Here is a 26,936-nt window from a genome sequence, read left to right on the forward strand (position 1 = left end):
GCGCCCACGGCCGCGAACCGCGCGGCCGGCCACCGGCGCGCCGCCGCGTCCGCGCCGGGGTGGATCACCACGGCGCCCGGCGCGGGCGAGGGGCGCTCGGGTGCGGGGATGCGCACGTCCTGGGGGTCGGCAGGGATGCCGTACCAGGAGAGCAGACGGCACCAGCGGTCCCGCTCGTGCTCGTCCTCGCGCCACGGTGGCCCGGCGGTGCGCGCCGGGGGGTGGGCGTAGGCCAGCAGCCGGGCCGGGCGCAGCCGGGACAGCGGGCGATGGCTGGGCGGGCCGTTGCCGTGAAGGTCCACCGCGACATCGGGCGGGGGCCCGCTCCAGTCGATCCGCCCGGGGACGCCCCGGCCGGGGGCCGAGGCGGGGATCACCCGGTCGACGGCACCCGTGGCGGCCGCGGCATGGGCCTGCCGTGCGGGCGCGGCGAGCAGCAGTTCGTGGTCGGGATGGGCCCGCCGCAGCGCGCGCAGGGCGGGCACGGCGGTGAGCAGATCGCCAAGCCCGAGGGCACGCAGAACCAGCAGCCGCGGGCGGTGGCCGGTGGAGCGGCCGGAACTGTCGGGGGCTGGGCTGTCGGGACTGCCAGCAGCGGGACTACCGGAGCTACTGGCGGCATGGCGGCCGGAACTACCAGCAGCGGGGCGGCTGGCGCTGCCGGTGGCCGGGCGGCCAGGGCCGCCGACGGCAGAGCTACCGGAACCGCCGGGACTACCGGCGGCATGGCGACCGGAGCTGCCATTGGCGGAGCGGTCGGGGCCGCCGGCGGCCGGGCGGCCGTGGCCGCCGACGGCGGGGCCACCGGAGCCACCGGCGGCACAGCTGCGGGGGCTACCAGCGACCGGGCGGTCGGGGCCGCCGGTGGCGGGGCGGTCGGTCATCGGTGGGGGTGGAGGGGGGAGGTGTGGGGGCCCAGGGCGGCTCGGCGGGCCAGTTCGGTCGTGGAGCGGCCGTCCAGGTAGGGCAGGACGAGGGCACGGCCGCCCCAGTCGCGCAGTACGGCGGTCTCGGGCAGGGCGTCCGCGCTGTAGTCGCCGCCCTTGACCCACACATCGGGGCGCAGCTGCCGCAGCAGCGGTTCGGGGGTGTCCTCGTCGAAGACGGCGACGGCGTCCACACAGCCGAGTCCGGACAGGACGCGGATCCGGTCGGCCACCGGGTTGATGGGCCTGCCCGGCCCCTTGAGGCGGCCCACGGAGGCGTCGGAGTTGACGCAGACGATGAGGCAGTCGCCGATGCGGCGGGCGTTCTGCAGCAGCCCGACGTGGCCGGCGTGCAGCAGGTCGAAGCAGCCGCCGGTGGCGACGACCGTGCCGCCGCGGGCGCGGACCGCCTCGGCCAGGGCGTGGGCATCGGCGGGGCGGCGGGGCTCGGTTGGATGGGGCCCGGGCCCGCCCGGGAGTTCCCACAGGGCGGGGTTCCCGGCGCCGCCCGCCGTGACGAACCCCGCCGCCTCGGCGACGGCGAGCTGCACCGCCTCCTCCGGGAGCGCCCCGTCGGCCAGCGCCCCGGCCGCGGTGGCGGCGAAGCAGTCGCCGGCCCCGCAGGGGTCGCCCTGGGCCCGGTGGGGCGCGGGCACGTACATGGGGTTCTCGCTGTGCGGGAGGGCCAGGACGGCACCGCGTTCGCCGAGGGTCACGGCGACCGCCGCGGCCCGCCAGCGCTCGGCGAGCCGGGCGCCCCGGCCGCCGTGCGCGTGCAGCGAGTCCGCGTCGCCGGACAGGGCGTGGCGGGCCGAGCCGAGCAGGGAGCGGGCCTCGGCGGCGCTGGGCGTGGCGAGCCGTGCGCCGGGCACGGGCTGCTCACCGCGCGGATGCGGATCCCAGACCAGGGGCACCCGGCGGGCGGCGGCGCCCAGTTGCTGCCGCAGCGCGGCGGCCGTGCCCCGGCCGTAGTCGGCCACCAGCACGGCGCGGGCGTCCCGGAGCGCGGCGAGGGCGTCCGGGCCGGGGTTCCCGGGGACGCCGCCGCCGCGGTCGACCCGGACCAGCGGGCGGCCCCCGGCGCGGATGCGGGTCTTGACCGGCAGGGTGCCGTCCAGCGGCAGCTCCACCAGCCGCACGTCCGGGGTCAGCGCGTTCCGTACGGTCTGGCTCGCGGTGTCGTCGCCCAGCGCCGTGACCAGGACGACCTCGCGGCCCTGGCGCGCGGCGAGCAGGGCGGCGAGTCCCGCTCCCCCGGGGCGGCTCCGGTCCGCATCCACATCGACGACGGGTGCCGGTGCGTCCGGCGCCAGGCGGGTCGCCTCGCCGTCGATGTCCTGGTCCAGCAGGACGTCGCCGACGACGACGAGCGGTCGCGGGGCGGCGGCGGTCATGCTCTCACCTCCGATCAGGGGGCGGATGTCGCTGGAAGTGACCCTCAGCGGCCCTCTTGGTTCTCTTGGCTCTCTCAGCTCTCATGGCTCGCCTGGCTCTCTTGGCTCGCCTACCCCCCATGGCCCTGGCCCTGGCCCTCATGCCCTCAACTGCCCTCAACTGCCCTCATAGGGATCGATACGGCGTCACCACCCCGTCCACCGACACGGCCCCGTCCACCACCCCGATCTCGTGGTCGAAGCTCTCGCACAGCAGATGCAGGGCGACCAGATGCGCCTCCTGGACGGTCGCGGTGGAGCCGGAGCCGATGCACAGGGCCTCGTCGGCGCGGAAGGCCAGCGGGTTGGGGCGGGGGCCGGTCATGGCCCAGACGGACAGTCCGGCGGCCCGGCCGGTGTCGGCGGCGGCCAGCAGGTTGGGGCTGCGTCCGGAGGTGGACATCAGCATGAGCACATCGCCGGGCCTGCCGTGCGCGGTCACCTGGCGGGCGTATAGCTCCTCGAAGCCGTAGTCGTTGCCGATGGCGGTGACGGCGGAGGTGTCGGCGTGCAGGGCGATGGCCGAGTACGCGGACCGCTCCCGCTGGTAGCGCCCGACGAGTTCGGCGGTGAGGTGCTGGGCCTGGGCGGCGCTGCCGCCGTTGCCCGCGGCCAGCAGCCGGCCGCCGACGGGGAGGGCGGCGGCGAGGTGGCGGCCCCACTCGGCCACCTGTTCCAGGCCGTGGTCGCGCAGGGCCACCAGCGCGTCCTGGAGCGACTGGCAGTGGGCGTGGGCGGCGCGCAGCGGGTCGGCCGTGGCCGTCCCCGCGGGCCCGTATCCGGACGCGGGCCCGCATCCGGACGTGAGCCCGTGTCCGGACGGGGGCCCGTGTCCGGACGGGGGCCCGTGTCCGGACGGGGACGGACGACGGGCGCGGGGGCCGGTGCCCGGTTCCCAGGGCAGGGGTCGGGACTGGGGACGATCGCGGGTGCTCATGCCGCCTCCGTAACGGGTGCCGGGTGCGGGGTCAGGACATCGTGGTAGGCGGCCTCGGTGGCGGCGGCCACCCGGTCCCAGCTGTAGCGGGTCAGCACCCGGCGGCGGCCCGCCTCGCCGCAGGCCGCGCGCGCCGCGGGGCGGGCGAGGAGCGCGGCGGCGGCCTCGGCGAGGGCGACCGGGTCGCGGGGCGGGACCAGCCGGCCGGTGCCGGGGTCGGCCACGGTGTCGCGCTGTCCGCCGACGGCGGAGGCCACGACGGGTGTTCCGCAGCTCATGGCCTCCAGGGGGACGATCCCGAAGGGCTCGTAGTCGGCGGGGCACAGCACGAGGTCGGCGGCGCGCAGCAGTTCGGGCATCCGCTCCGGCGGCAGCCCGCCGGTGAGCCGGACCCGGTCGGCGACGCCGAGGCGGTCGGCGAGCCGCCGCAGCCGCCGCGCCTCGGGGTCGTCACTCAGCTGGGCGGACGGCGGCCCTCCGGCGATGACGAGTTCGGCGTCCGGCAGCAGGGTGAGCGCGGCGATGGAGACGGCGGCCCCCTTGCGCGGTACGAGCCGTCCGATCTGGGCGAGCAGGGCCCGGCGGGCCGGGCGGGGAGCGGCGGGCCCGGCGGGGGTGAACAGCCGCGGGTCGACTCCGCAGGGCACGACGGTGATCCGCTCGGGGTCCAGCCCCATGGCGGTCAGTTCGCCGACCTCGTCGCGGCAGGTGGCCACGATCCGGTCGCAGCGCTCGCCGACGGCCGTCTCCCAGGGGATGCGGTCGACGGGGCTGGGGTCGGCGTCCTTCTGGTGGCGCCGCTTGACGGTGCCGAGCGCGTGGTAGGTGTGCGCGAGCGGCAGTCCGAGGGCGCGGGTGGCCTGGAGCGAGGCGACGCCGGACATCCAGAAGTGGGAGTGGACCAGATCGGGTGGCGCGCCCCGCCATTCGCTTTCCAGATACGCGCCGAACCGCCGCATGTAGGGCAGGAGGTCGTCCTTGGGCAGCCGCCGGGCGGGGCCCGCGGGGACGTGCCGGACCTCGACGCCCGGGTGGGGGCGGACGGTCACGGGCAGGTGGGGGGCGTCGCGGCGGGTGTAGACGCGGACGCGGTGACCGCGGTCGGCGAGGGCCGCGGCGAGCCGGGCGACGTGGACGTTCTGGCCGCCGGCGTCCACCCCGCCGAGCACGGCGAGCGGGCTGGCGTGCTCCGAGACGAGTGCGATGTCCAGGTGCTCGGGCGGTCCGTGGCGCGGAATCATCGGGTCACCTCCTCCATCAGCCGCTCCCAGTCGTCGAGGAAGCGTTTGAGTCCGTAGGCGTCGAGCGCCGCCCGGCGGGCCCGGGCCCCGTCCTCGGCGGCGGCGTCGGGGTCCCGCAGATAGCGGCGGGCCGCGCGGGCGAGGACATCGGGGCGGGTGGAGAGCACCCCGGCCCCGGCCGGCACCGCCTCGACGGCCTCGGTGGCGGCCAGGGCGACCACGGGCATGCCCAGGTGCATGGCTTCCAGGAGGGAGAGCCCGAGCGAGGTCCAGCGCACGGGGTGCAGATACACCCGGCGGCGCGCCATGGCGGTGTGCAGCTCGGCCTGGGGGAGGTCGTGGGCGCGGCAGCGGTCGGGGGGCAGGCCGAGGTGGCCGGCGAGTCCTTCGGTCGCCATGCCGAAGACGTCCAGCGGGGCGGCCTCGCTGAGGGCGGGGAGCAGATCGGTGCCGGTGTGGCGGCCGCGCCGGATGGGTTCGTTGACGACGACGGCGGCGCGGGTCAGCTCCCCGGTGTAGCGGTGGCCGGGGTCGACGATGCCGTGCTCGATGACGGCGGTGGGGGCGCGGCCGCTGTCCCAGAAGAGCCGGTTGAAGTGGGTGACGTGGACGAGGGTGAGGTCGTCGCGGTCGGCGCAGGGGTGGCGGGTGCCGGGGACGTCTCCCTCGGGGGCGTTGTGCTCCAGGTAGACGGCGGGCACGTCGCGCCCGGGGCGGCGGCCGCCGAGCCATCGCCTCGCCAGCTCGGCCTCGTGGGGCCGCTGGAGGACGATCAGGTCCACGGGGGCGTCCCGCAGCTCCTGCGGGGTGACCTCGGTGACCGTGTCGGGCCAGGTGTAGGTGCGGGCCCGGCCGCGTCCGTCCGGGCCCCGGCCGGGGAGGACGGGGACCAGGTAGCGGTGCGGGCCCTGGACGAAGGCCGTGGTCCAGGAGCCGTGCACATGCCACAGAAGGACGTTCATTCGGGCTCCTTACGGTCCTCGTCGGGCTCCTTACGGTCGTCGTCAGGCTCCTTACGGTCGTCGTCAGGCTCCTTACGGTCGTCGGGCTCCTTACGGTCCTCGTCGGCTCCGCCCGGCGCCGGCAACGCGGCCACATCGGCCCCGCCCGGCGCCGCCAGCGCGGCCACGGCGGCGACCACCTCGGCGTCGGTGACGGAGTCCAGGCAGGGGTGGCCCGGCACCGGGCAGACCCGGGCGCGGCTGCCCGCGCACGCCGCGTCCTGGCGGCCCAGCAGCCGGTGCGGCACCCGGTAGGGGGCCCAGCGTTCGGCGGGGACGACGGGCGCGAAGAGGCAGACGACCGGGGTGTCCACGGCGGCGGCCAGGTGGGAGGGCCCGGTGTTGCCGGTGACCACCACGTCGGCGCCCGCGAGCACACCTGCCAGTTCGGGGAAGGAGGTGCGGCCGCCGAGGTCGAGGGCGATGCCGTCGGCGATGTCGGCCGTCAGTTCCTTCTCGGCCGGGCCGCCGGTGACCACCACGCGGTGGCCCGCCTCCTCCAGCGCGGCCACCGCCCGGGCGGCCCGCGCGGGGCTCCAGGCGCGGGCGGGCACGGCGGCGCCGGGGTGGACCACCACATAGGGGTCGGTGCCGGTGAGCGGGGCGGTGTCGGGCAGCGCGGTCAGGGCCAGCGCGCCCTCGTCGCCGGGCGGGAGGGCGAAGCCGGACGCCTCGGCCAGGTCGAGCGCGGCCCGCGCCTCGTGGCGGTGGGGCGCGCGCCGGTGGCGCAGGTCCAGCAGGGTGCCGGGGTAGTGCTCGCTGTCGGCGGCGGTCCAGGGGATTCCGGCCAGCTTCAGCAGCAGGGCGGCGGGCAGCGGGCTCTGGTGGTACGAGGAGAGGATCAGCGCGCGGTCGAAGCGGCGGGCGGCCAGGCAGTCCACCAGGGCGTCGATGAGTTCGCGGCGCACCGGCGGGGCCTCGAACCCCACCCAGGGCGCGTCATGGACCAGCACCTCGTCGGCGCCGGGCAGCATCCGGGCGGCGGGCTCGCCGAGCGGGCCGCACAGCAGCGCGGTGTACGCCGACCCGGCGGCGACCGCGCGTACGGCGGGGCCGGCCAGCAGCACGTCTCCCGCGCTGTCGAGCCGCACGACGAGGGTGCGCGGACCCGTGGCGTGCGCGCTCAAGGGGCGCCTCCCGCCCGGGTGGGCAGCCCCCGTACCGCCGTCAGCAGGTCCGGTGCGGTCCGGGTGGCGTCCGCGATCTCCTCCGGGCGGGTCACCTCGTTGGGGACGAGCACGCCTTGGGCGCCCGCCGCGCGGGCCGCCGCCAGGTCCGCGCCGATGTCGCCGAGGACGACGGCCCGGTGCGGTGCGGTGCCCAGCGCCGCGCACGCGGCGTGGATCAGCCCGGGGGCGGGCTTGCGGCACCCGCAGCCGTCGGCGGGGCCGTGGGGGCACACCGCCCAGATGTCGAAGGGTCCGAGCAGTTCCTCGACGCGCCGCCGTACGGCCTCCACCGCGCCGGGGGTGAGCAGCCCGCGGGCGACGCCCGACTGGTTGGTGACCACCCCGACCGGGACGCCCCACTCCCGTACCGCGTCGACCGCGGCCCTGGCGTGCGGCATGAGCCGCACCCGGGCGGGGTCGCCGTTGTAGGGGACGTCGTGGATCAGCGTGCCGTCCCGGTCGAAGAGCACCGCGCCCGGAATTCCCCGCCGGACGGGCAGGCGGGGGCGGCCGGGCCGGTCACCCGGAGTGAGCAGCCACGGCGCCCCTCCTGTGACGGATGGGGCCTTTGGTGCAGGTGTAGCGAACACGGGCCTCGAGTAGCCCGGACGTTCAATCACCAAACGCGACAAAGCGCTACACATGTCCCAGGGTCCTGGTGCGCCTGGCCGCCGACCGCCCGAACGCGGCGGCCGAGCGGTGCCGCACCAGCCCCGCCAGCCAGTGCGCGGTGGCCACGGGTGGGATGACGGCGCTGGTCACGGCCATCGTGGCGATCTCGTCCGGGGTGCGCGGCCCGGGCCGGATCCGGGCCAGGGTGAATTCGGCGGTTCCGGCCAGCCACAGCGCCGCGCCCGCCGCGGCCGCCCGCCGCCGACCCGCAAGGGCACCGGTCAGGGCGGCGGCACCGGCCGCCGCGATGGCCACATGGCGGGGCAGCCGGCCGCGCGGGGCGCCCGCCCGGGCCCACCAGCCGCGGCCGTGGACCTTGGCCATCAGCACGTCGTCCGCGTTCCCCGCCTGGGTGCGCACCGACACCCAGCGGTCGGCGGGGCGCACCGGATGGACCGTGACCCGCGATCCCCGCTCCAGCCGCCACCCGGCGGCCATGACCCGCAGCGCCAGGTCGGCGTCCTCGCGGAAGGCGCGCGGAAACCGCTCGTCGAAGCCTCCGACCGCGGCCAGCGCGGCCCGCCGGTACGCCATGTCGGCGGTGATCCAGCGGGCCGTGGCGAGCCCCGCGGTGTTGCGTTCCCAGTCGGTGGGCCTGCGGTCCTCCGGCAGCGGAACGGTGATCCGCGCCTGGACCCCGCCGGTGCCGGGCCCGGCCGCCGCCAGATCGGCGGCGAGGTCGTCCGCCCAGGTGGGGCCGGGGACCACATCGTCGTCGAGGAAGACCGTCCAGGGTTCGGGGGCGGTCCGCCAGCCGATGTTGCGCGCGGCGGCGGGCCCGGCGGCGCAGCCGGGCGCGATCTCCACCAGGGGGGCGAGTTCGGCGGGGATGTCGGCGGGCAGCGGGGTGCAGTCCTCCAGCGGCCGGTCGTCCACGAGGACGACCCGCCGGGGCGCGGGGCCCTTGGCGTCGGCGAGCGCCCGCAGGGTCACGGAGAGACTGGGGCGGCCCAGCGTCGGGATGACCACGGCGTACTCGGGTCCGTCGGTCCGCTCTCCGGTGTCCGTCATACCTGGCTCCTCCCATGGCGGGGGTCGGTGCGGCTCCGTGCGCTGGGCACGGGCCGGTGCGGGTCATGTGCGCTCGGAACGGGCCGATATACGGCTCATGTGCGCTCGGCACGGGCCGATGCGGCTCATGTGCGCTGGGTGACCCCGCGTCAGGTCTCCCCTGGCGCGGCCGTGTCCGGACGGCCGCCCGCGAAGAAGGCGCCACGGCGGATCACGAACGGCCCGATCGCCAGCAGGTCGACGGGGGCCGAGCCGAAGCACTCCAGGGCGTCGCGCGGATCGTCGACCATCGGCCGGCCCGAGGTGTTGAGGCTGGTGTTGACGACCACCGGCAGCCCGGTGCGCCGTTCGAACGCGCTCAGCAGACGGGCCACCAGCGGTTCGGCGGCGGAGTCGACGGTCTGGATGCGGGCCGTGCCGTCCACGTGCACCACGGCCGGGATGCGGTCCCGCCACTCCGGCGCGACCTCGTGCACGAAGAGCATGTACGGGCTGGGCAGCGGGCCGTCGAAGATCTCGGCCGCGCGCTCGGCGCGCACCATCGGGGCGACCGGCCGGAACTGCTCGCGCCCCTTGACGTCGTTGAGCCGCTCGAGGTTTCCCGAGCGGCCGGGGTGGGCGAGCAGCGAGCGGTGGCCCAGCGCCCGGGGCCCGTACTCGGAGCGCCCCTGGAACCATGCGACGATCGCGTCGTCCGCGAGCGCCTCGGCCACCGTCTCGGCCACATCGGCCGGGCGCTCAAAGGGCACCGCGGCCGTCTTCAGCCATGCCTCCAGCTCGGCGTCCGACCAGCGGCGCCCGAGGTCGGCCCCGGCCATCGGCTCGGGCCGGTCACCGGCTTGCGCGCACAGGTGGAGGGCGCCGCCGAGCGCGGTGCCCGCGTCCCCGGCGGCGGGCTGGACCCAGACCCGGTCGAACGGGCCCTCGCGGGCGATACGGGAGTTGGCCACGCAGTTCAGCGCCACTCCCCCGGCCAGGGTCAGCACCCGGTCATGGGTGCGCCCGTGCAGCCAGCGCACCAGGTCCAGCAGCGTCTCCTCCAGACACGCCTGGGCGCTCGCCGCGAGATCGGCGTGCGACGGTGACCACGCCTCGCCGGGGCGCAGCGGGGGGCACAACTCGGCCCAGGGCACCCCGGTGGCGTGGAAACCGCCGTCGCCGGTGGCGTGGACGTACCGCCGCAGCTCGTCCAGCATCCGCGGGGTGCCGTAGGAGGCGAGGGCCATCACCTTGTACTCGTCGCTGGAGCGCAGGAAGCCCAGGTGCTCGGTGAGTTCCTCGTAGACCAGCCCCAGGGAGTGGGGCAGTTCCTGGCCGTGGAGCGGCTCCAGCCGGTCGCCGACGCGGCGCGCCGCGAGATGTGAGGTGGCCTCGCCGCGCCCGTCGAGGACGAGGACGGAGCTGGTGTCGGCGCCGGGCGCGGCGAGCGCGCTGGAGGCGGCGTGCGCCATGTGGTGGGGGACGAACCGCACGGCGTCGGGGTCCAGTCCGGGCAGGGCGGTGCGCAGGAAGCCGGGGGCCTCGCGGGCGTAGGTGAGCCGCAGGTGGTCCCAGGGGTCGTCCAGGCCCATGGACGCGGCGGGGCGGGCGAGGGCGGGGTCGAAGGAGTAGGCGACGGCGTCCAGGTCCTCGGGGCGCAGCCCCGCCTGCTCCAGGCACCAGGCCGCCGCCTTCTCCGGGAGCTCCCAGGCGGAGAACGGCACCGGCCGTTTGCCGTGTTTGCGCCGGGAGAACCGCTCCTCCTCGGCGGCGGCGACGGTACGGCCGTCGACGACCAGGGCGGCGGCCGGGTCGTGGAAGAGGGCGTTGATGCCGAGGATGCGCATGGGCGTGACCTTTCGGCGGCCCGGGGCCGCGGCGGAAGGGGGTGTGAAGGCGGTGGGGGGGAGGGGTCAGGCGGCCTGGCGGCGGAACCAGTCGATGGTGCGGGCCAGCCCCTCGTCGGCGGGGATCACCGGTGCCCACTGGAGCTTGCCGCGGGCGAGGGTGATGTCCGGGCAGCGGACGGCGGGGTCGTCGGTGGGGCGGCCGATGAACTCGACGGTGGAGCGCGAACCGGCCAGTTCGATGATCTTGTGGGCGAGGTCCAGCATGGTGATCTCGTCCGCGTTGCCGATGTTGACCGGTCCGAGGAGGTCGGATCCGGCCATGGCGAGGATGCCGCGCACGGTGTCGTCGATGTAGGCGAGCGAGCGGGTCTGGCTGCCGTCGCCGGTGACCGTGAGGGGTTCATCGGCCAGCGCCTGCCGGATGAAGGTGGGCACGGCCCGTCCGTCGTGTCCGCGCATCCGCGGGCCGTAGGTGTTGAACAGCCGCACGATGCCGGTGTCCGTGCCGTTCGTTCCGGCCTCGGCGCAGGTCAGGGCCTCGCCGAAGCGTTTGGCCTCGTCGTAGACGCTGCGCGGTCCGACGGGGTTGACATTGCCCCAGTAGCGCTCGTTCTGCGGATGCTGCTGCGGGTCGCCGTACGCCTCGGAGGTGGAGGCCAGGACGAAGCGTGCCTCGTAGTGGCGGGCCAGGGCCAGGGCGTTGCGGGTGCCGAGGCTGCCGGTCTCCAGGGTGTGCAGCGGCAGCCGCAGATAGTCGGCCGGGGAGGCGGGGGAGGCGAAGTGCAGGACGAGATCGGCGGGCCGCTTCACCTCGAACGGCTCGGTGACATCGGCGTGCTGGAGGGTGAAGCCGGGCCGGTCCATCAGGTGGGCCACGTTGTCCGGGGTTCCGGTGCAGAAATCGTCCACACAGGTCACGGCCGTGCCCTGGTCGAGAAGCGCCGCGCACAGATGCGAACCGACGAATCCGGCTCCACCGGTGACCACGGCGTGCGCCCAGGTACGGACGGGGACGACGGAGTCGGATCGCTCCATGGCCCCTCCCTTCCTTCGCGTTGGGGCCTCACCCCAGTACCCGCGACGAAAGGAAACAATCAGGGCACATCCCCCGTCCCTCCCCCTGACCGGGTCAACCGATGGGGGAAAGGTCCTCGTGCGGCACCGGCGCGGCAGCCCGTTCCGCGGCGGCGGGCTCGACGGGAACGACGGTGGCCGGCACCCGGCGGGAAGCGGTGCGGCGGACGTGCACCAGCGCGCCCGCGCCGATGACCGCCGCGATGATCAGCCCACCTGCCACCAGGGCGCCCCGCGGCCCCGCCCACTCCATGAGCAGGCCCAGCAGGGGCGGACCGGCCAGCCCCCAGGCCGTCTGCGCGGTGCGCCACACGCCGAGCACCCGGCCGCGCATCCCGGGCGGCGGATCGGTCTGGAGCACCGTGGTACCGGCCGTGTCGGAGACCGACTCGGCCACCGCCATCGGGGCCACCAGCACCAGCAGCGGGATCAGCCCAGGCGACAGCCCGGCCACCGCCTGGAGCAGCGCCCCGGCGGCGGCGAGCGCGCCCACCATCCGCACCGACGGCCGCTGCATCCGCCCCGCGAGGACCGCGCCCGCGATCCCGCCCACGGCCAGGACGGTGGCCACGGTCCCGAAGTCCTCTGAGCTCCCGGCCAGCGGGCCGGTGACCAGGACCGCCAGGGTCAGTCCGTAGTTCCGGCCGAAGACGGCGCTCACCGCCGTGATCACGGTGAGGGCGACCAGACGCGGGCGCTTCACGAAGAAGGCCAGCCCGTCGCGGGCACCGGCACCGGAGAGCCGGTCCCGGCGCGCGGTGGGCGGATCCGCGGCGGTTGCCGCGCCCGGGTGGGGGCGCAGGAAGGGGATGACGGCCGCGACACACAGGAACGACAGCCCGTTGGCGGCGTAGGCGGCCGCGGTGCCGAGCGTGCCCACCGCGACGCCCGCGCAGGCCACGCCGATGAGCCGGCCGGCGCTGCTGACGACGGAGCCCAGGGCGATCGCCGAGGGGACGTCGTCGGGCGGCACCAGATCGTTGCCGAGCAGGGCGCAGGCGGGCGCGTCCACGGTGGCGACGAGACCGGTCACCGCGGCGAGCACCATCAGCGAGACCACGTTGAGCAGGTCGAACGCGACCAGGGCGGCCGTGACGAAGGCGACGAGGCCCAGCACGGCCTGGCTGACGGCCGCGGTGAGCTTGCGCGGCCAGGCGTCCACCGCCGCCCCGCCGAGCAGCCCCATGAGCAGCCCGGGGGCGGCCTGCACGGAGAGGGAGAGCCCGGTGGTGGCGGCGGAGCCGGTGATGTGCAGCACCAGCAGGTTCTGCACGGTCAGCTGCATCCAGGTGCCGACGTTGGACACCAGGTTCGCCGCCGACCACCACCGCATGGCGCGGTGGCGCAGGCTGCGCCACGGGGTGCGGGTGCCCCGCTCCGGGGAGCGGGGCCTCGGTATGAGGGGCGGCGGGGAGGTGGTCATGGCGAGGTCGGGCCGGTTTCCGGGTACGGGGCAGAAGGGGGAGGGCCCGTGTCCGGGGCCCGGCTGACACGGGATGCCGTACGTCAGCGACGACCCATGCTCACAGACGGCTCTCCAGTACGTGGAATCCGCCCGGGGTGGCTTTCCTCACAAACCGGCATATGCCCTGCTCACAGCGGCGGTAAGGACGCCTCCCGGCCCGGCGCACCGCAGTGGCGGGGATCGCCTACGCGGCCGTCGCGCGCCGCACACCGTAGGCCGCGGCGCCCAGGGCCAGCACCGCCGCGCCGGAGACCACCGAGGAGACGGGCAGGGCGAAGGCCAGCAGCAGACAGCCGGCCAGGCCGAGCCCGGGCACGATCCGCGGTGGGCGGCCCTCGGCCGGGGTGAGGGTCCAGGCGGAGGCGTTGGCCACGGCGTAGTAGGCCAGCACCCCGAACGAGGAGAACCCGATCGCGCCACGCAGATCCGCCGTGGCCGCCAGGACCGCCACCACCGCGCCCACGGCCAGCTCGGCGCGGTGCGGCACCGCGAACCGGGGGTGCACGGCGGCCAGCGCGGGCGGAAGGTGCCGGTCGCGGGCCATGGCCAGGGTGGTCCGGGAGACGCCCAGGATCAGCGCGAGCAGCGACCCCAGCGCGGCCACCGCGGCGCCCGCCCGCACCACCGGCGCCAGCCCCGGGAGCCCGGCGGCGCGCACGGCGTCGGCCAGCGGGGCGCCCGCCGCGCCCAGCCCGCCGCTGCCCAGCACGGTCAGGGCGGCGATCGCCACCGCCGCGTAGACGGCCAGGGTGATGCCGAGCGCGAGGGGGATCGCGCGGGGGATGGTGCGCGCCGGGTCGCGGACCTCCTCGCCGAGGGTGGCGATCCGGGCGTATCCGGCGAAGGCGAAGAACAGCAGGCCGCCCGCGCGCAGCACCCCGCCGAGGGAGGCGTCGCCGCCGATCTCCAGCCGTGCCGCGTCCGCCTCGCCGGAGGTGAGGAGGGCGACGGCCACGGCGGCCAGCACCGCGAGCACGACGGCCACGATCGCCCGGGTCAGCCAGGCGGCCTTGTGCACCCCCACGTAGTTGACGGCCGTCAGCGCCACCACGGCCGCCACCGCCACCGCGTGCGCCTGGGCGGGCCAGACATAGGAGCCGACGGTCAGGGCCATCGCCGCGCAGGAGGCGGTCTTGCCGACCACGAACCCCCAGCCGGCCAGATACCCCCAGAAGTCGCCCAGCCGCTCACGGCCGTAGACATAGGTGCCGCCGGACCGCGGGTAGCGGGCGGCCAGCCGCGCGGAGGAGGTGGCGTTGCAGTACGCCACCACTCCGGCGGCCACCAGGCCGAGCAGCAGCCCCGTCCCCGCCTCCCGCGCCGCGGGCCCCAGCGCCCCGAAGACGCCCGCGCCGATCATCGACCCCAGGCCGACCACGACCGCGTCGAAAACCCCGAGGCGCCGCCGCAACTCCCCCGGTCCGGCAGTGGTGTTCGCCGTGTCCCCCATCGCTCAGCCGCGCCCCGGGGATGGGGCGGTGGCGGATCCGAGGGCGCGCGGCGGCGGAAGTGGGCGGCAGACGGCGTAGTGCATGTGCACCAGTATGCGTGCGGGGCTTCGGCCACCGGCCGCGCTTCGGCCGGCCTTCCCGCTCGACACCGTGCGGGCCGGGCGGGGTCCGCCCTTCGCCCGTCGCTCTACGATGGGGACATGCCGGTCAGCGAACCCTCCTCAACTGCGACCCGGTCGCATGCGCATCCCAGTGGCGCGGCGCAGTTCGCCACGGCCGCCAATGTCTTCTCACTGCTGTCCGACCCGACCCGGCTGCATCTGGTGTGGTCCCTCGCCCGGGGCGAGGCCGATGTCAACACCCTCACCGAGGCCAGCGGGGCGGCCCGCCCGGCGGTCAGCCAGCATCTGGCCAAGCTCCGGCTGGCCGGGCTGGTCCAGGTGCGCAAGGAGGGCCGTCGCTCGGTGTACTCCCTCCACGACGGCCATCTGCGCCGGCTGGTCACCGAGGCCGTCAACCACGCGGACCACATGGTCACCGGGGCCCCACCGCACGACTGAGCCCCGCAGGAGCGGACATCCGTCTCGGGGTGGCACTCACCCGGCGTGGTGGGCCAGCAGACGATGCGGGTCCTCCGCGCCCGGCCCGGGAGCCGGATCGGTGTGTACCAGGGCGGCGGTCAGCCGGGGCACCGCGTGGAGCAGGGCGTGTTCGGCCCCGACCGCCACATCGTGCGCCGCCCGCAGATCCAGGCCGCCGTCCACCTCGACCGTGACCTCGGCGCGCAGCCGGTGGCCGATCCAGCGCATCCGGAGCTCGGTCACACTCAGCACTCCGGGGACCTCGCGCAGGGCGGCCTCGCCCGCGTCGATCACCGCCGGGTCGACGGAGTCCATCAGCCGCCGGAACACCTCGCGCGCCGCGTCCTTGAGGACGAGCAGGATGGCGGCGGTGATGGCCAGGCCGACGATCGGGTCCGCGAGTTGCCGGCCGAGCGCCGCGCCGCCCGCGCCCAGCAGCACGGCCAGGGAGGTGAAGCCGTCGGTGCGGGCGTGCAGCCCGTCGGCGACCAGGGCCGCCGAGCCGATCCGCCGCCCGACCCGGATCCGGTGGCGGGCCACCCATTCGTTGCCGATGAAGCCGAGGACCGCCGCGGCCGCGACGACGCCCGGATGGGACATGGCGCGCGGGTGCAGCAGCCGCTCCACGGCCTCGTACGCGGCCAGCGCCGCCGAGGCGGCGATGGTCAGGACGATGACGATCCCGGCCAGGTCCTCGGCCCGGCCGTAGCCGTAGGTGAACCGGCGGTTCGCCGCGCGGCGCCCCAGGACGAACGCCACGCCGAGCGGCAGCGCGGTCAGCGCGTCGGCGGCGTTGTGGACGGTGTCGCCCAGCAGCGCCACCGAGCCGGACAGCACGACGACCACGGCCTGGAGGACCGCGGTGGCGCCCAGGACGGCGAGGGAGAGCCACAGGGCGCGCATGCCCTCGGCCGAGGACTCCAGCGCGGAGTCGACCTTCTGCGCCGACTCGTGGGAGTGCGGTTTCAGCAGATGCGCGAGCTGGTGCCGGCGGTGGTGGTGCCGGTGTCCATGGTGAGGGGGCTCCATACGGCCATTATGTGCATACACGCGCACCCATGCACTCGTTGAGTCAGGGATCGAGCCGGGGAAGACCGCGCCGGACCACGAAAACCCACCCCAGGCCGCCGAAGGCTTCGGCGCCGACCGGTCTTGCCAATGTTTTGGCAAGCGTTGACAACGTTGCGCAACGGTGAAGACCATGCAACATGCCGTTCATCCACCCCACCCCGTCGCACCGGTAACGGGCTGCCATGGCCCCCACCCTGACCGATGTCGCCAAAGGCGCCAATGTCGCGCTGTCCACGGCGTCCCGGGCGTTCAGCGACCCCGGCCGGCTCGGCCCCCAGACCCTGCGCAAGGTGCTGACCGTCGCGCAGGAGCTTGGATACGAACCGCCCGTGGCGCGCACCGCCGAGAGCGCCACCGCGACCCGGGCCGAGACCGCCACCGTCGCGCTCGTCGTCCCCGATATCGCCAACCCCGTCTTCGGGGCCTTCGTCAAGGCCGCGCAGGGCGAGTGCCGCCACCACAGGCAGACCGTCGTCCTCGCCGACACCGACCTCGACCCGGACCGTGAGCGCGAAGTCCTCGCACACCTGAAGGAGCGGGCGGACGGCCTGGTCGTGTGCTCTCCCCGGCTGGACGCGGACGATGTGCTCGACATCTGCGGCCGCACCCCCGCCGTGCTGGTCAACCGCGAAACGTCCGGCACCGACTGCGTGCTCGCCGACGCCGCCCACGGCATGCGCCAGGCCGTGGAATACCTCGCCGCCCTCGGACACCGGCGGATCGCCTACGTCCAGGGCATGCGGCGCTCCTGGTCCAACGCCCACCGCGTCGACCTCATCCGCGCCGAGACCGAACGCGCCGGACTGGAGCTGGAGTTGCTGGGCTGGCAGGCCGAGACGGTGGCGGGCGGCACCGCCGCCGCCGCGAGCGTCATGGCCTCGGGCGCCTCCGCCGTCATCGCCCACAACGACCTGATGGCCCTCGGCGTGCTGACCGGCGCCCGGGCGCTGGGGCTGAGCGTGCCCGGGGACCTCAGCGTCATCGGGTTCGACGACATCCCCTTCGCCGAGGTCTCCCAGCCCTCCCTGACCAGCGTGGCCGTGCCGATGGCCCGCGCCGGGGCGCTCAGCCTCCAGATGCTGGAGCAGGTCCTCGCGGGCGAGCGGCAGATCCCGCGTACGCACCGGCTGCCCACGCAGCTCATCGTGCGCGACTCCACCGGCCCCGCCGCTACCACCGCCAAGGACCCCTCATGACCGCCGACCCCCTGACCGTGGTGGTCGCCGACCCCAATCTCGCCCCGCTGCGCACCGAGTTCGAGACCGCCCTCCCCCACGGCACGGTCGTCCACTGGCCCGACCCCCGGCACACCGAAGCGGTCGAAGCCGCCATCGCGGACGCGGACGTCCTGGTGTCCGGCCGGTGCACCGCCGCCATGGCCGCGGCCGCCACCCGGCTCCGGCTGGTCCACGCCGCCGGAGCCGGAACGGACAACATCGACATCCCCGCGCTGGCGCCCGGCACCCAGGTGGCGAACACCTTCCACCACGAGAACGCCATCGCCGAATACACCGTGTCCGCCACGATCCTGATGCGCCGTGGCTTTCTGCGCCAGCACACCGCGCTGCGCCGGGAAGCACACTGGGACACCCCCGCCCATGACCCACGGGCCCCCTGGGCCCAGGACCTGACCGCCGCCACCGTCGGGTTCGTCGGCTTCGGGCACATCGGGGCCCGCTGCTGGCGGCTGTTCCAGGCGTTCGGCGCGCGGGGCATCGCCGTCACCCGGAGCGGGGACGTGGACGCGGCCGCCCACGGACTGCTGTGGGCCGGGACCGTCAAGGACCTCGACACCCTGCTGGAGACCTCGGACGCCGTGGTGGTGTCCGTGCCGCTCACCGCGGACACCACCGGGCTGATCGGCGCGGCCGAACTGTCCCGGATGCGCCCGGACGCGATCCTGGTCAACGTCGGCCGTGGCCCCGTCGTGGACGAGGACGCGCTCTACCAGGCGCTGAGCGACCGCACCATCGGCGGCGCCGCGATCGACGTCTGGTACCGCTACCCCGCCGACGGCCACACCGCCACCCCCGGCAAGCACCCCTTCGACACGCTGGACAACGTGCTGATGACCCCCCACTCCTCGGGCCTCACCCGCCAGACCTTCATCCACCGCACCGCCGACATCACCGCCAACATCCGCCGCCTCGCCACGGGCGAACCGCTCCACAACGTGGTGGCGGTGGCCCCGTGACGACAACCGACACCATCACCGCCGTCGACGTCCTCGTCACCAGCCCGGGGCGCAACTTCGTCCTGCTCAAAATCACCACCGCGGACGGCGTCACCGGCTGGGGCGACGCCACCCTCAACGGCCGCGAACTCGCCGTCGCCTCCTATCTGCGCGACCACCTCGCCCCCCTCCTCATCGGCCGCGACCCGGCCCGCGTCGAGGACACCTGGCAGTACCTCTACCGCGGGGCCTACTGGCGGCGCGGACCGGTGACCATGACCGCCATCGGCGCGGTGGACATCGCGCTGTGGGACATCAAGGGCAAGACCACCGGACAGCCCGTCTACCAGCTGCTGGGCGGCGCGGTCCGCGACCGGATCCTCGCCTACACCCACGCCACCGGCTGGGACCTCCCCCAGCTGCTGGAGTCCATCGAGGCACGGCGGGACCGCGGCTTCCGCGCCGTACGCGCCCAAAGCGGCGTCCCCGGCCTGGAGATGGTCTACGGGGTCAGCAGAAGCGGCACCGGATACGAACCGGCCGGCCGGGGCGCCGCCCCCGTCGAGGAGACCTGGGACACCGACGCCTACCTCCGCCACATCCCCCACGTCCTCACCCGGATACGCGAACACGTGGGCCCCGAGCTGAAACTGCTCCACGACACCCACCACCGGCTCACCCCCGGCGAGGCCGCCCGGCTCGGCCGCGCCCTGGAACCGGCGGACCTCTTCTGGCTGGAGGACGTCACCCCCGCCGAGAACCAGGAAGTGCTGCGGCACATCCGCCACCACACCACCGTCCCGCTGGCCATCGGCGAGGTGTTCAACACCGTCTGGGAGTGCCAGACGCTGATCACCGAGCAACTGGTCGACTTCATCCGCACCTGTGTGAGCCACGCGGGCGGCATCAGCCATCTGCGGCGCATCGCCACCCTCGCCGACCTCTGGCAGGTGCGGCTCGGACCGCACGGCCCCTCGGACATCTCCCCCGTCGCCCTCAGCGCCTCGCTCCACCTCGGCCTGGCCACCCCCAACTTCGCCATCCAGGAGTACATGGGCTACGAACCCCTGGTCCACGAGGTGTTCCGGCACGCCTGGTCCTACGCCGACGGCCACCTCCACCCCGGCGACGCACCCGGCATCGGCGTCGAGATCGACGAGGAACTCGCCGCCCGCCACCCCTACGAACCCGCCTATCTGCCGGTCGCGCGACGGCTCGACGGCTCGATGACGGACTGGTGACACCGATGCCGCACACCCTCCCCCGCCTCCGCCGCGCCACCGCGCCCGCGGCCGCCCTGACCCTCCCCCGCCCGCCCGCCGAAACCGGCATCGTCCACCTCGGCCTGGGCAACTTCCACCGCGCCCACCAGGCCGTCCACACCGCGGCCGCCCTGCGCCACACCGACGGCCCCTGGGGCATCCTCGGCGTGGCCAGCCACTCCGCCACCGTGGCACGGGCGATGCGCGACCAGGAGATGGCCTACGCCGTCGTGGAGATCTCCCCCGACGACACCCGCGTCACCGTCCCCGCCGTGCACACCGGCGCCCTGGTGGCCACCGAGCAGCCCGACGACCTCCTCGACGCCCTCGCGGCCCCCGCCACGGCCGTCATCACCCTGACCGTCACCGAACACGGCTACACCTTCTCCCCGCGCACCGGCGGCCTCGACCTCGACGCCCCCGCCGTCCAGACCGACCTGCGCGGCGATACCCCACCACGCACCACCATCGGCCAGCTCGTCCGCGGCCTCCAGCGCCGCATGCGGGCCCACGCCCGGCCCGTCACCGTGCTCAGCTGCGACAACCTCGTCGGCAACGGAGCCCAGACCAGGCGGCTGGTCCACGAGTTCACCCACGCCCTCCCGGCTGCCGAACGCGACGACCTCACGCCCTGGCTGGAATCCGCGGTGACCTTCCCCAACTCCATGGTCGACCGGATCGTCCCCGCCACCACCGACACCTACCGCGACGCCGTCGCCACCCACCTAGGCCTGCACGACACCGTCCCGGTACCCGCCGAACCCTTCAGCATGTGGGTCATGGAGGACCGCTTCGCCGCCGGACGCCCGCGCTGGGAAACCGGCGGGGCGCTCTTCACCGACGACGTCGAACCCTACGAACTGCTGAAGCTGCGCCTGCTCAACGGCACCCACTCCCTCATCGCCTACCTCGGCGCGCTGGACGGGCGGGAGACCATCCCGGACGCCACCGCCCGGCCGTTCATCGCCGAAGCCGCCCGCGCGGTGCTCCACGACGACTACCTGCCGACCCTCACCGTGCCCGCCGACATCGACCTCGACCACTACATCGGGCAGCTCTTCGACCGCTGGGCCAACACCGCCCTGGGCCACCGCACCCGGCAGGTCGGCTCCGACGGCTCGGTCAAACTGCGCCAACGGGTCCCCGAACCCGCCCTGTTCCACCTGCGGGCCGGACGCATGCCCCACCATCTGGCGCTCACCGTCGCCGCTTATCTGTGCTGCGTGGCACCGCGCCCCGGCTTCTCCCCCGGCCCCCACGCCACCGCGATGGCGGACCCCGCCCGGGAACCCCTCGCCACCATCGCCGGGCGGAGCGCCACCGCCTCCGGGCCGTCCTTCGTCGAGGCCGTCCTGGACAGCGGGCTGCTCGGCGACGGACTGCGAGACCACCCGGACTTCGCCGCCCGGGTCTCCGAGCTGATCGACCTCATCGTCCGCCACGGGCCCGCCGCCGCGGCCACCGACGCCGCAGGGGCCCTCCCGACCCCCGCCCACCGCTGACCCCGCCCCCTTCTCCCCTACTCCCCTTCTCCCCTACTCCCCTTCTCCCCACCTCCCCCGTCCCTCCGTACCCCGTCCCCTTCCATCCGCCGTCCCCGCCCCCGCTCCGCTGCAGCGATCCGTTCAAGGAGGCATGGATCATGGACAGCAACTCCACCCCCGCCCCGACGCGTCCCCCGTCGCCGGCCACCTCCCCCTCCACCCCCTCCGAACCACCCGCCGACCCCCGCGCGGTGCGCCGCGCCGCCCTGGCCGGACTCATCGGCACCGCCCTCGAGCAGTACGACTTCGTCATCTACGGCACCGCCTCGGCGCTGATCTTCAGCGATCTGTTCTTCCCCAACGCCTCACCGTCCGTGGGCATCCTGGCCAGCTTCAGCACCTACGCCGTGGGCTTCGCCGCCCGCCCGCTCGGCGGGCTCTTCTTCTCCCGCTACGGCGACCGCCTCGGCCGCAAGTGGGTGCTGGTGGCGACCCTGCTCCTGATGGGCGGCTCCACCCTCGCCATCGGACTGCTGCCCACCTACAACGAGGTGGGGCTGCTCGCCCCGATCCTGCTGCTCATCTGCCGTATGGGACAGGGCTTCGGGGCCGGGGCCGAACAGTCCGGCGGCGCCACCCTGCTCACCGAGACGGCCGCGCCCGGACGCCGCGGCAGACTGTCCTCCCTCGTCATGACCGGCGCCGCGCTGGGCACCGCCCTGGGCGCGGTGGCCTGGATCCTCGCCCAACGCCTCCCCGACGACGCCCTGATGAGCTGGGGCTGGCGGCTGATCTTCGGCAGCAGCCTCTTCGTGACCGTGATCGCCCTGGTGCTGCGCCGCAAGCTCAGCGAGAGCCCCGTCTTCACCGAGCTCAAGGAGCAGCGGGAGCGGCCCGCCTCACCGGTGAAGGAGGTCTTCCGGCACGGCCGGAAGCCCATGCTGCTGGCGCTGTTCATGAACTTCGGCGTCAGCACCCAGTCCTACACCTACCAGGTCTTCATGGCCTCCTACCTGGTGTCCAGCGTCGGCATCGACAAGGACTTCGTCCCCCAGGTGCTGCTGATCGGGGCTCTGTGCGGCGGTCTCGCGGCCATCTGCTTCGGCACCCTCTCCGACCGCCTCGGGCGGCGCCCGGTGTACTCCACCATCGCCGCCGCGCTGGTACTGCTGCCGGCCCCGACCTTCATCGCGCTGAACACCGGCTCACACGTGGCGATCACCGTGGCCATCGTCATCGGCTTCATCCTGGCCTGCCACGGCTCGGTCGGCGTCCAGATGAGCTACTTCCCCGAACTGTTCGGCAAGCGCTACCGCTACGCGGGCGTCACACTGGGCCGGGAGTTCTCCTCAGTGATCGGCGGCGGGGTCGCGCCGCTGATCTGCAGCGCGCTCGTCACCGCGTTCTCCGGCTCCTGGATACCGGTCGCCGTCTATATGTCGCTGGTCACGGCGGTCAGCCTCGTCGCCACCCGGATGTCCCCGGAAACCCTCGACCGCGATCTGAACACCACCGCCGACGCCACCGAGCCGGTGCGCCGGTGAGCTCATAGCGGGTGTCCGACGGATCGTGACGCCCGCGGCGGGCCAGGGGCGAAGCCCCTGCCACGCGGCGGACCCCCCGTAGCCCGGGCCCCAGGGCAGCAGCGCCAGCTCCCGCGCGTTCTCGATCGCACGGGCCAGTTGGCGCTGCTGCCGCGCTCGGTCAGGACACCGGGTCGAGCAGTTCGTCGAAGGCATGCGGCAGCCGGCTCGTAGGCGTCCGGCCCGGCCGCGTACTCGGCGTCGGTCAGCAGACACGACCCGTTGAAGTGTGCCGCTTGGCACACTATTTCGTCCGTTGACGCCGACGGTCCCTCCATCGACGCCAACGAAGCGTCCGGCTACGGAACGTCGGCGAGGCGGAGGTCACCGTCGGCGGGCGGCAGAAAGAAACCGGCCACCTCCGCCTCGGTGACCTCGGCGAGAGCCGCCGGGGCCCAGCGAGGACGGCGATCCTTGTCGATCACCTGGGCCCGGATGCCCTCGATGAGGTCAGGGCGGGACAGAGCCGCGCAGGAGACGCGGTACTCCTGCTCCATGACGCGCTCCAGCGAGCCGAGCGCCCGGGCCCCGCGGACGGCGGCCAGCGTGACCTTCAGCGCGGTGGGGGACTTGGCGAGAAGGGTCTCGGCGGTCTCCTTGGCGGCCGGTTCCCCGACGGCCATCAGCCGGTCCACGATCTCCTCCACGGTGTCCGCCGCATAGCAGTGGTCGATCCACTCCCGCCGGCCGTCCAGGGTCCCGGCCGGGGCCTCGACGGCGTACCGGGGCAGGACGTCCGCCACCGGCTCCGCGGCCAGGTCCCGGGTCAGCGCGGGCAGCCGCCCGGAGGGGACGACATGGTCGGCCAGCCCGCAGGCCAGGGCGTCGGCGGCGCCCACCGACGCTCCCGTGAGCGCCAGATGCGTCCCCAGTTCGCCCGGTGCGCGGGCCAGCAGATGGGTGCCGCCGACGTCCGGTACGAAGCCGATCGTGGTCTCGGGCATGGCCACCCGGGAGCGCTCGGTGACGATCCGCACGCCGCCGTGAGCCGAGATCCCGACGCCGCCGCCCATCACGATGCCGTCCATGAGGGCCACATACGGCTTGGGGTAGCGGGCGATCCGGGCGTTGAGCGTGTACTCGTCGCGCCAGAACGCCCGCGAGGCCGCGCCGCCGCCCGAGGTCACGTCCTGGTGGATCAGGCGGATGTCGCCGCCCGCGCACAGCCCGCGCTCCCCCGCCCCGTCGATCACCACGGCCGCTACGGCCGGGTCCCGCTCCCAGGCGGTGAGGGCCCCGGCGATGCGGGTCACCATCGGATGGGTGAGGGCGTTGAGGGCGCGGGGCCGGTTGAGGGTGAGATGTCCGGCGCGGCCCTCGACGCGTGCCAGCACGGCGTCGTCGTCGGTCACGCGGTCGGTCACGGAGTCGGTCACGAGGTGTTCGTTCCTTCCGGCGTCTGGTGCGTTCGCGGATCACCGGCGATCCGTCACCGCCGATCCTCTCAGCGGGCCCTCGGCCCGCCGCGGCCGCGCCCTCCGCCCGGCCGGGCGACGGCACAAAACCCTCTGGACACCCGCCGCCCCGCCGGGGAGGGTTGGCGCAGCCCACCCCTGACCCCATGAGGACCCGTCTGATGAGTGCTCATCCGCTGCCCACCAGCACCCCCGCCGCCGAGGGCGTGGACGCGCGGGGCGTCCACGCCTTCCTCGACGCCGTCGAGGGCGCGCCGGACATCGAGCCGCACAGTCTGATGATCCTGCGCCACGGCCGGCTGATCGCCTCCGGCTGGTGGGCGCCGTACACCGCCGAGCGGCCGCATCTGCTCTACTCCCTCAGCAAGAGCTTCACCTCCACGGCGGCGGGGCTGGCCACCGCCGAGGGGCTGCTGGACCTCGACGCTCCGGTGATTTCGTACTTCCCCGAGTTCGAGGCGGAGATCACCGACCCGGGCAGCCGCGCCATGCTGGTACGCCATGTCGCGTCCATGGCCAGCGGACACCTCGAGGAGACGCTGGAGCGGGCGTTCGGGCTGGACCCGGAGGAGCCCGTGCGCGGCTTCCTGCGGCTGCCGCCGGATCGCGCGCCGGGCACCGTCTTCGCGTACAACCAGCCCGCCACGTACACGCTCGCCGCGATCGTCCAGCGGGTGACCGGGCAGTCGCTGACGGAATATCTGCGGCCGCGCCTGTTCGATCCGCTGGGCATCGGCGAGGCGTCCTGGCTCCAGGTGCCGGCCGGGCGCGACCTCGGCTTCAGCGGGCTGTTCGCGGCCACCGACGCGATCGCCCGGCTGGGGCTGCTGTATCTGCGGGGCGGTGAGTGGGAGGGCGAGCGGCTGCTCCCGGACTCCTGGGTCGCCGAGGCGACGCGGCTGTGGATACCGACCGAGGAGGCCATGGCAGGCGGCTCGGGGCCGGACTGGCGGCGGGGTTACGGGCTCCAGTTCTGGATGTCCCGGCACGGGTACCGGGGCGACGGGGCGTACGGACAGTTCTGCCTGGTGCTGCCCGAGCACGATGTGGTGATCGCCACTACGGCGGACACCGAGCGGATGCAGGCCGTCCTGGACGCGGTCTGGGAGCATCTGCTGCCCGCGTTCGGCGACGCGCCGCTCACCGGCCGCGGCGACGAGGACGCCGCGCTGGAGCGGCGGCTGTCCCGGCTCGCCCTGCCGCCGCTGGCGGCGAAGCCCGCGCCGCTCGCGGACCCCGGCGCCTGGTCGGGCGCGGAGTTCACCCCCGAAGGCGGCGTCTGCGCGGACCAGCCGACCCTGACGGGGGTCACCGTGGCCGAGGACGGCTCCGGCGGATGGGGCCTCACGCTGGCCGAGCGGACGTCCCGGCTGGACCTGGGGTTCGACGGCGCGGGGTGGCGGGTGCACACCGGGCCGGAGGCGCCCGTCCCCACGGCGGTGAGCGGGGGCTGGACGGACCCGGACACCCTGACCGTGGACATCGCGTTCCTGGAGACCCCGCACCACCTGCTGGTCACCTGCTCCCTCGCGGACCGCTCCTTCACCGCGCGGTGGCGCACGACGCCGCTGCACCGCGGGCCGCTGCACGCCATGCGCGCGCCGGGGCCGCGCTGACTCGTTCCGCCGGTCCGGCCAGGTGTGGCTCGGGTCCGGGGTGCCCCGGGCCCGAGCCCCCTGGGTTCCGCGGGAGCGCTATCGGCTGCTCGCGGAGCGGACGACGTTCACCCTGCTCGAGCGCGGCTCACAGACGTACAACGTGAAGCTGCGGACCCCGGCGGCAGCGCGCCGCGCGGCCGTGGGCCGCACGGGTTGGACGCGGCGGCCGCGACCGCCCGCACCCTCTCCCCCGCCCCGCTCGCCGGCGGCGTCCAGCGCCCGGGCCGAGCTCGCCGGGCACGAACAGGCGCGGGCCTCCGCCGTGCGCTGGTCGGTGGCGCGCGGCGGACGCGGCCGACGATCGCGGCGCGCCTCGCCGCGCGCGGAACGGCCCGACCCCGGCGGCCGGCTGTGGTTCCCGGAGCGCGTCCGCCGGGAACCCGCCGCGCCCCCGTTCCCGCCGGGTGTGCGGTCCGACGAGGTCAACCGCGGCATGGTGGTGAGGCGGGCCCTGCCGGGCCCATGACCTGCGCCTCCCGCCAGGTCGTCGGGGTGTTCTCGGCGCACGTGCCCAAGGCCGGGCACAGTCTGACCGACGCGGAGACGGCGGTCCCGCTCGACCTGGCCACCCGGGCGGGGCTGTGGCTGGAATGGCAGAGAGCCTGTGTCATATCCCCGGCCGGATCAGCGTGCGGCGTCAGGGGGCACCTCCCAGCGGCCGTGCCGGACGCGCTCGAAGACCCCCACCAGCGCGCCCCGCGCCCCGGCCGCGGCCCGCGGAGCGACTTCCCGGCGGCCATCTCTTGGGAGTCCTCCCGGCGGGTACCCGTCGGAGTCCTGACAGCGCTGCTCGGGGCCCGGCGTCGGGAGGACGACCATGGCTGTACCGGCCGCGACCCGCTCCGGCGGCATCCACGCGCCGCCGTGGCTCGGGATCTACCTCAACGACCATCTGGTGGCCGCCACGGCGGCGGTCGGGCTGGCCCGCCGGATGACCCGCAGACACCGGCGCTCGGCCTACGGCGGCGAACTGGCGAGGCTCACCGCGGAGCTCATCCAGGACCGCAGGTCGCTGCTGTGGTGCATGGCCTCGCTCGACGTCCCCGTCCGCCGCGGCAAGCTCCGCGCCTCGCGGGCGGCCGAGCGCACGGCGCGGCTGACGCCGGGCAGCCGGCCGCGCCGCCGCACCGGGGTGAACGCGCTGGTGGGGCTGGAGGCGCTCCGGGCGGGCGTGGAGGGCAAGGCGCTGCTGTGGCGCTCCCTGCTCGCCGTGGCCGTCCATGACTCCCGGCTCCAGACGGGCCGCCTCGCGGAGCTGCTGGAGCGGGCCGGGCAGCAGCTCACCACCCTGGACTCGCTGCACTCCCGGGTCGCCTCGGCGCTGATCGCGACCGAGGGCCCGGCGTAGGCCACGGCCGGTTCGCCCGCCTCACCCGCCCGCCTACCGCCGAGGCTTCGCCCCCGGGCCCCGAGGTCTGCGGCGGAGCCCCCGCCACCGGCGGAGCCGCATAGCGATGCTGCCGGGAAGAGGAGGGGAGCAGCCCGCCGCAGGCGTCATCC

The 26,936-nt window shown here is 75.1% G+C and carries 23 protein-coding genes; 9 read left to right on the forward strand and 14 right to left on the reverse strand.

Annotated elements, in window-relative coordinates:
- The 12 genes from IEJ02_RS36675 to IEJ02_RS36730 form a co-directional block, all read right to left on the reverse strand.
- Nucleotides 1–485: glycosyltransferase family 9 protein (locus tag IEJ02_RS36675; protein ID WP_498067118.1), on the reverse strand; the 485-nt coding region annotated here is incomplete at its 3' end.
- Between the two features lie 395 nt (nucleotides 486–880).
- Entirely contained in the window at nucleotides 881–2,320 is a 1,440-nt protein-coding gene (gene rfaE2, locus IEJ02_RS36680) for a D-glycero-beta-D-manno-heptose 1-phosphate adenylyltransferase (RefSeq protein ID WP_191068737.1), read from the reverse strand.
- Between the two features lie 166 nt (nucleotides 2,321–2,486).
- Nucleotides 2,487–3,104, reverse strand: a complete 618-nt coding sequence (locus tag IEJ02_RS36685) for a D-sedoheptulose-7-phosphate isomerase (RefSeq protein WP_191068789.1) — start codon at nucleotides 3,102–3,104, stop codon at nucleotides 2,487–2,489.
- A 188-nt stretch (nucleotides 3,105–3,292) separates the two neighbouring features.
- Nucleotides 3,293–4,537 carry a glycosyltransferase gene (locus tag IEJ02_RS36690; protein ID WP_191068738.1) on the reverse strand — a complete coding sequence of 415 codons (1,245 nt, stop codon included), beginning with the start codon at nucleotides 4,535–4,537 and terminating at the stop codon, nucleotides 3,293–3,295.
- The gene (locus tag IEJ02_RS36695) at nucleotides 4,534–5,499 is read right to left on the reverse strand and encodes a glycosyltransferase (protein WP_191068739.1); all 966 of its coding nucleotides are present in this window, start codon (nucleotides 5,497–5,499) and stop codon (nucleotides 4,534–4,536) included. The genes IEJ02_RS36690 and IEJ02_RS36695 overlap by 4 nt, the downstream gene beginning before the upstream one ends.
- On the reverse strand, nucleotides 5,496–6,665 hold the full coding sequence (locus tag IEJ02_RS36700; RefSeq protein WP_191068740.1) for a glycosyltransferase family 9 protein: 1,170 nt from the start codon (nucleotides 6,663–6,665) through the stop codon (nucleotides 5,496–5,498). Before IEJ02_RS36700 ends, IEJ02_RS36695 begins: the two co-directional genes overlap by 4 nt.
- Nucleotides 6,662–7,177 carry an HAD-IIIA family hydrolase gene (locus IEJ02_RS36705; protein WP_370467179.1) on the reverse strand — a complete coding sequence of 172 codons (516 nt, stop codon included), beginning with the start codon at nucleotides 7,175–7,177 and terminating at the stop codon, nucleotides 6,662–6,664. The genes IEJ02_RS36700 and IEJ02_RS36705 overlap by 4 nt, the downstream gene beginning before the upstream one ends.
- A 166-nt stretch (nucleotides 7,178–7,343) precedes the next feature.
- Entirely contained in the window at nucleotides 7,344–8,390 is a 1,047-nt protein-coding gene (locus tag IEJ02_RS36710; protein WP_191068742.1) for a glycosyltransferase family 2 protein, read from the reverse strand.
- Nucleotides 8,391–8,539: 149 nt separating this feature from the next.
- Nucleotides 8,540–10,216: a carbamoyltransferase family protein gene (locus tag IEJ02_RS36715; protein ID WP_191068743.1), complete on the reverse strand. Its 1,677-nt coding sequence runs from the start codon at nucleotides 10,214–10,216 to the stop codon at nucleotides 8,540–8,542.
- 66 nt (nucleotides 10,217–10,282) lie between these two features.
- The gene (locus IEJ02_RS36720) at nucleotides 10,283–11,254 is read right to left on the reverse strand and encodes an NAD-dependent epimerase/dehydratase family protein (RefSeq protein ID WP_191068744.1); all 972 of its coding nucleotides are present in this window, start codon (nucleotides 11,252–11,254) and stop codon (nucleotides 10,283–10,285) included.
- A gap of 94 nt (nucleotides 11,255–11,348) precedes the next feature.
- Nucleotides 11,349–12,716, reverse strand: coding sequence for an MFS transporter (locus tag IEJ02_RS36725; RefSeq protein WP_191068745.1), 1,368 nt, complete (start codon nucleotides 12,714–12,716; stop codon nucleotides 11,349–11,351).
- Between the two features lie 226 nt (nucleotides 12,717–12,942).
- Nucleotides 12,943–14,208, reverse strand: coding sequence for an APC family permease (locus IEJ02_RS36730; protein WP_191068746.1), 1,266 nt, complete (start codon nucleotides 14,206–14,208; stop codon nucleotides 12,943–12,945).
- A gap of 201 nt (nucleotides 14,209–14,409) precedes the next feature.
- Here IEJ02_RS36730 and IEJ02_RS36735 point away from each other — a divergent pair, with 201 nt between their 5' ends.
- Nucleotides 14,410–14,769, forward strand: a complete 360-nt coding sequence (locus tag IEJ02_RS36735) for an ArsR/SmtB family transcription factor (RefSeq protein ID WP_137976599.1) — start codon at nucleotides 14,410–14,412, stop codon at nucleotides 14,767–14,769.
- Between the two features lie 36 nt (nucleotides 14,770–14,805).
- Here the strand turns inward: IEJ02_RS36735 and IEJ02_RS36740 are convergent, their stop codons facing one another.
- Entirely contained in the window at nucleotides 14,806–15,819 is a 1,014-nt protein-coding gene (locus IEJ02_RS36740; protein ID WP_191068747.1) for a cation diffusion facilitator family transporter, read from the reverse strand.
- A 224-nt stretch (nucleotides 15,820–16,043) separates the two neighbouring features.
- On the opposite strand from IEJ02_RS36740, the gene IEJ02_RS36745 reads away from it, so the two are divergent.
- From IEJ02_RS36745 to IEJ02_RS36765, 5 genes are all read left to right on the forward strand, one after another.
- Nucleotides 16,044–17,057: a LacI family DNA-binding transcriptional regulator gene (locus IEJ02_RS36745; protein WP_191068748.1), complete on the forward strand. Its 1,014-nt coding sequence runs from the start codon at nucleotides 16,044–16,046 to the stop codon at nucleotides 17,055–17,057.
- Nucleotides 17,054–18,055, forward strand: coding sequence for a 2-hydroxyacid dehydrogenase (locus tag IEJ02_RS36750; protein WP_223865074.1), 1,002 nt, complete (start codon nucleotides 17,054–17,056; stop codon nucleotides 18,053–18,055). Before IEJ02_RS36745 ends, IEJ02_RS36750 begins: the two co-directional genes overlap by 4 nt.
- A gap of 14 nt (nucleotides 18,056–18,069) precedes the next feature.
- Nucleotides 18,070–19,275 (forward strand): D-mannonate dehydratase ManD, encoded by a 1,206-nt coding sequence (gene manD, locus IEJ02_RS36755; RefSeq protein ID WP_191068791.1) that lies wholly within the window; start codon nucleotides 18,070–18,072, stop codon nucleotides 19,273–19,275.
- 5 nt (nucleotides 19,276–19,280) lie between these two features.
- Entirely contained in the window at nucleotides 19,281–20,798 is a 1,518-nt protein-coding gene (locus IEJ02_RS36760; RefSeq protein WP_191068749.1) for a mannitol dehydrogenase family protein, read from the forward strand.
- Nucleotides 20,799–20,938: 140 nt separating this feature from the next.
- Nucleotides 20,939–22,324: an MFS transporter gene (locus IEJ02_RS36765; RefSeq protein ID WP_191068750.1), complete on the forward strand. Its 1,386-nt coding sequence runs from the start codon at nucleotides 20,939–20,941 to the stop codon at nucleotides 22,322–22,324.
- 338 nt (nucleotides 22,325–22,662) lie between these two features.
- Here the strand turns inward: IEJ02_RS36765 and IEJ02_RS36770 are convergent, their stop codons facing one another.
- Entirely contained in the window at nucleotides 22,663–23,739 is a 1,077-nt protein-coding gene (locus IEJ02_RS36770) for an enoyl-CoA hydratase/isomerase family protein (RefSeq protein WP_317986014.1), read from the reverse strand.
- Nucleotides 23,740–23,939: 200 nt separating this feature from the next.
- On the opposite strand from IEJ02_RS36770, the gene IEJ02_RS36775 reads away from it, so the two are divergent.
- From IEJ02_RS36775 to IEJ02_RS36785, 3 genes are all read left to right on the forward strand, one after another.
- A complete protein-coding gene (locus IEJ02_RS36775; protein WP_191068751.1) occupies nucleotides 23,940–25,394 on the forward strand; it encodes a serine hydrolase domain-containing protein in 1,455 nt (484 codons plus the stop codon).
- Between the two features lie 40 nt (nucleotides 25,395–25,434).
- Complete coding sequence (locus IEJ02_RS36780; RefSeq protein WP_191068752.1) at nucleotides 25,435–25,902, forward strand: hypothetical protein; 468 nt, start codon at nucleotides 25,435–25,437, stop codon at nucleotides 25,900–25,902.
- A gap of 351 nt (nucleotides 25,903–26,253) precedes the next feature.
- Complete coding sequence (locus IEJ02_RS36785; RefSeq protein ID WP_191068753.1) at nucleotides 26,254–26,784, forward strand: hypothetical protein; 531 nt, start codon at nucleotides 26,254–26,256, stop codon at nucleotides 26,782–26,784.
- The last annotated feature ends 152 nt before the right edge of the window (nucleotides 26,785–26,936 follow it).

It is taken from the genome of Streptomyces sp. 5-10 (assembly GCF_014712245.1).
Taxonomy (GTDB): Bacteria; Actinomycetota; Actinomycetes; order Streptomycetales; family Streptomycetaceae; genus Streptomyces; species Streptomyces violaceusniger.